4 protein-coding genes are annotated in these 3447 nt (G+C 53.6%); 2 read left to right on the forward strand and 2 right to left on the reverse strand.

Annotated features, from left to right (window positions below; all coding sequences use genetic code 11):
* Positions 1-42 precede the first annotated feature (42 nt).
* A complete protein-coding gene (locus tag Q0K07_RS12965; RefSeq protein WP_294559779.1) occupies positions 43-438 on the reverse strand; it encodes a helix-turn-helix transcriptional regulator in 396 nt (131 codons plus the stop codon).
* A 26-nt stretch (positions 439-464) separates the two neighbouring features.
* Between Q0K07_RS12965 and Q0K07_RS12970 the strand changes: the two genes are divergently transcribed.
* Positions 465-890: a hypothetical protein gene (locus tag Q0K07_RS12970; RefSeq protein WP_294559780.1), complete on the forward strand. Its 426-nt coding sequence runs from the start codon at positions 465-467 to the stop codon at positions 888-890.
* A 526-nt stretch (positions 891-1416) separates the two neighbouring features.
* Positions 1417-2415 carry a diguanylate cyclase gene (locus tag Q0K07_RS12975; RefSeq protein WP_294559781.1) on the forward strand — a complete coding sequence of 333 codons (999 nt, stop codon included), beginning with the start codon at positions 1417-1419 and terminating at the stop codon, positions 2413-2415.
* A 123-nt stretch (positions 2416-2538) separates the two neighbouring features.
* Here Q0K07_RS12975 and Q0K07_RS12980 read toward each other — a convergent pair whose 3' ends face one another.
* Positions 2539-3177, reverse strand: coding sequence for a CatB-related O-acetyltransferase (locus Q0K07_RS12980; protein ID WP_294559782.1), 639 nt, complete (start codon positions 3175-3177; stop codon positions 2539-2541).
* Positions 3178-3447: the final 270 nt, after the last annotated feature.

Genomic DNA, 3447 nt, shown 5'->3' on the forward strand with positions numbered 1-3447 from the left:
GTGCACACACGTTCTTTTCGGCCATTTGTCTCGCTGCCATTGTCATCTTTTATATTTAATGAGTCCTGAACCTAGTATCACATCGACATTAGGCAGATTTTCGTTCCGCTCATAAAAGCCGAGCGATCCCTTGCTGATGCCGATCTGCCGGGAAAAAGCCTCCTGCGAAAGGCTCCTCGTGCTAATTTTATGCGTTCTCCAAGCGTGCTCACAGGGCAGGCTTTCCATATCCAGCGCCGCCCCGTGGTTCTTCAACCGGACAGACAGAATCCGACACGGAAAAAGACACGGACGGTCTTTGGAATATTTTTCAAGTTTTGCCCTATAATTCTGCTTTACTTGAATAGAAAAATATTCTAAAAACAGAGTTACGGGCGGTTCCAAGGCAAGGTGACACTTCACTTTAACCGCTCCCCGCGGGAATGGCAACGTCCGCATATCGGCATTCCTTCGGGAAAAAAGTGGTGCAGGATATTTTTCACCGTTCTTTTTTGCATGACATCTCACAAAGATACGACAGGAAATCTTTTGCAGAGGGGGGAAATTTTTCCGGTCGTGCGGATATAACAGATAAAAAAATATCATGTCACGTTCCGCATTCCGGCAGGAAACATGCTTCTGCAGGACGACATGCACGCTGTTCCGACATCCGCGCCTTCTCTGCGATGGGGCGCGGCGGACGGCAGACGCGGGAAGGATACCTTCCGGAAGCAGGCAGAAAAAATGCCTGTTCTCTTTCTGAGCGAAAAAATATGCGCCTGATGGAACGTATCTTTTTCCTCATACATCATAAAAAGAGGAAACAAGGCGAAAAATCGGGATTGTTATCCTGTTTTCCGGCAAAAAAGTACACTTTTCCGCCATGCCTGTACACGGATATCCCCGCCTGATATGCCGTTCTATAAGTCTTGAAGTTTTCACATAAAAAATATCATCATCGTCTTATTCCCCCTTTTGTCCAAAACGTGTACTTTGTTACCACCTTCCGGCAGAATGACAGGATATGCCGGATGGCGCGCCGTTTCCGCGACATGGGAGTGTACCGCCGCAGCTCTTCCTGCCGGGCGGAGCGTTGAAGGGGGAAGGCGCGCCGTACGGTCTTCCGGCCGCTCTTTTTTCCTGCGGCAGACCCTGTTCCGGGAAAAATCCGCTTGGGGGAAAAAGGACGGAAAAAGAGTTTTCTTTCGCAGTTTTCCCTTGCAGAGAAGCAGGAAGGCTTATAGCATACGTCTGTTTTCTTTTCCCATCCTGCCGTTCACAGCGAAAAGCTCTCTCTGTTCCTGCACGGAGCATGAGCGGCCCGCCTGAGAAGTCTTTGTCCTGCACGGGAAACTTCGCCCGGAAAAAGATACAGGGACGATTATGTGCAACGCATCGGCAATGATGAAAGAAACGATAAGCCTCAGGGTTTCAGACATGGAATGCGTACCTTCCAGCAATGAAGAAAACAAGAAGAAAGCCGCTGAATTAACCAGCTTTTTTCTGCACAAGCATTACTGTGAAAGCTGTGCGGAAGCCTTTCTTGACTACATGGACGAGAATTTTCTGTGGTTCGGCGCAGCCGAGCATGAGTATATCGTCGGTGCGGACAGAATGGTGGAAACCCTGCGTGCCTTTAAAGACAAGGTTCCTCCCTGCGAAATTTCCGACGAGCACTACGATGTGATCAACGCTTCGGAAGACTCGTATGTATGCACCGGCATGATGTGGATACGCACCCTGCCCTCTTCCGGCATCTATCTGCGCGTGCATCAGCGCATCACCACGGTGTTCCGCCGGACGGAAAAGGGCCTCCGCTGCTGCCACATACACCTTTCCAATCCGTACTCGGAAATGATGGAAGACGACATCGGCTTTCCTGAAAAGATATCCATGGAATCGCGCAGATACATGCAGGAACAGCTTGAGGCGCAGAAGAAGAAAATCGAGGAACAGACCGCATCCATCATGGAAATGCACTTTGAAGACCTTTCCACCGGTCTGTACAACCGCAACAAGTTCAATCAGATATGCGATCAGCTGGCCAAGGAGCCGCCCGAGAGGCTGGGCATTGCCTACTTTGACCTGAACGGCCTGAAAAAGATCAACGACACCCAGGGGCACCTTGCGGGGGACGAGTTCATCTACCGTGCCGCCCAGCACCTGCGCCGTTTCTTCGACCAGAATGCCTACCGCATAGGTGGGGATGAGTTCATCGTCATCGACACGGAAAAGGAGGAACAATCCTTCCTTGCCGATGTGGCCGAGGCCGAAAAAACCATGACGCAAGACAATCTCAGCACGGCCGTGGGCCTTTCCTGGCGTTCCGCGCCCTCCTGCAATATCGACGAACAGATCAACGAGGCGGACAAGAACATGTACCTCGCCAAAAAGGACTTCTATTCCCAGAGCGAACACAACCGCAGAAGCCGCTGAGAAGCGGAACATGCACGTTCTTGCGGGACGGCGTATGAGCAGGCGGGCCCGGCGCGGAAAAACAGCTTCCGGCAGGGCACGCGCCGGAGCGCGTGCCCCAGGCCCTTTTCCGCCCGGAAAAGGCTATGCTCCGGCGGCAGCGCTCAGGCGCTTCACATCGCCCGAACGCAGGGCCGCAAGGTTTGCCGCGATACGTTCTTCGGGCCAGTCCCACCAGCGAAGCTCCAGAAGCCTCTGCACCACCTCTTCCGCAAAGCGGGAGCGTATGGGCCGTGCCGGAACGCCACCCGCTATGGTGTAGGGCGGCACATCCTTCGTCACCACCGCGCGGGAACCGATAATGGCCCCGTCGCCAATGGTTACGCCCGCAAGGATGACGGCCTCATATCCTATCCACACATCGCTGCCTGTGCGGATATCTCCCTTGTTATCCCACGCCGAGGCGACGTCCGCCACATCCAGCCCCCATTCCTCGTAAAAAATGGGAAAAGGATAGGTGGAAAGGGAAGAAATGGTGTGGTTGGCGCTGTTGAAAAGAAACTTCGCTCCGCAGGCAATGGAACAAAAACGGCCGATGATGAGCCTGTCGTGATTGACGGGGTAATGGTACAGCACGTTGTTGCGTTCAAAGTCCCTGGGATCATGCACGAAATCGTTGTATATGGTGTAATCGCCCACTTCTATGCCGGGCTTTGTTATCACGTTTTTCAGATAGACGGTCTGCGTATCCCCGGTGCGGGGGTATATCCTTTCTGCATTCATGCCTTCCACTCCTTTTAATATGATGGGGTGACACAAGGACCCGTCTGCGCCGGATACGCTGTACAGGGCGCAGGACCTGCACGGTGGCTGCTTCGCTTAACGGCGGAAGTGAATCCCGGCTATTCACAGCCACCGGCCCGGCATGACCTTGCCATCGCCTGTGTGACACAAGGACCCGTCAGCGCCGGACACACTGTACAGGGCGCAGGACCTGCACGGTGGCTGCTTCGCTTAACGGCGGGAGTGAATCCCGGCTATTCACAGCCACCG

This window comes from uncultured Mailhella sp. (assembly GCF_944324615.1).
GTDB lineage: Bacteria > Desulfobacterota > Desulfovibrionia > Desulfovibrionales > Desulfovibrionaceae > Mailhella.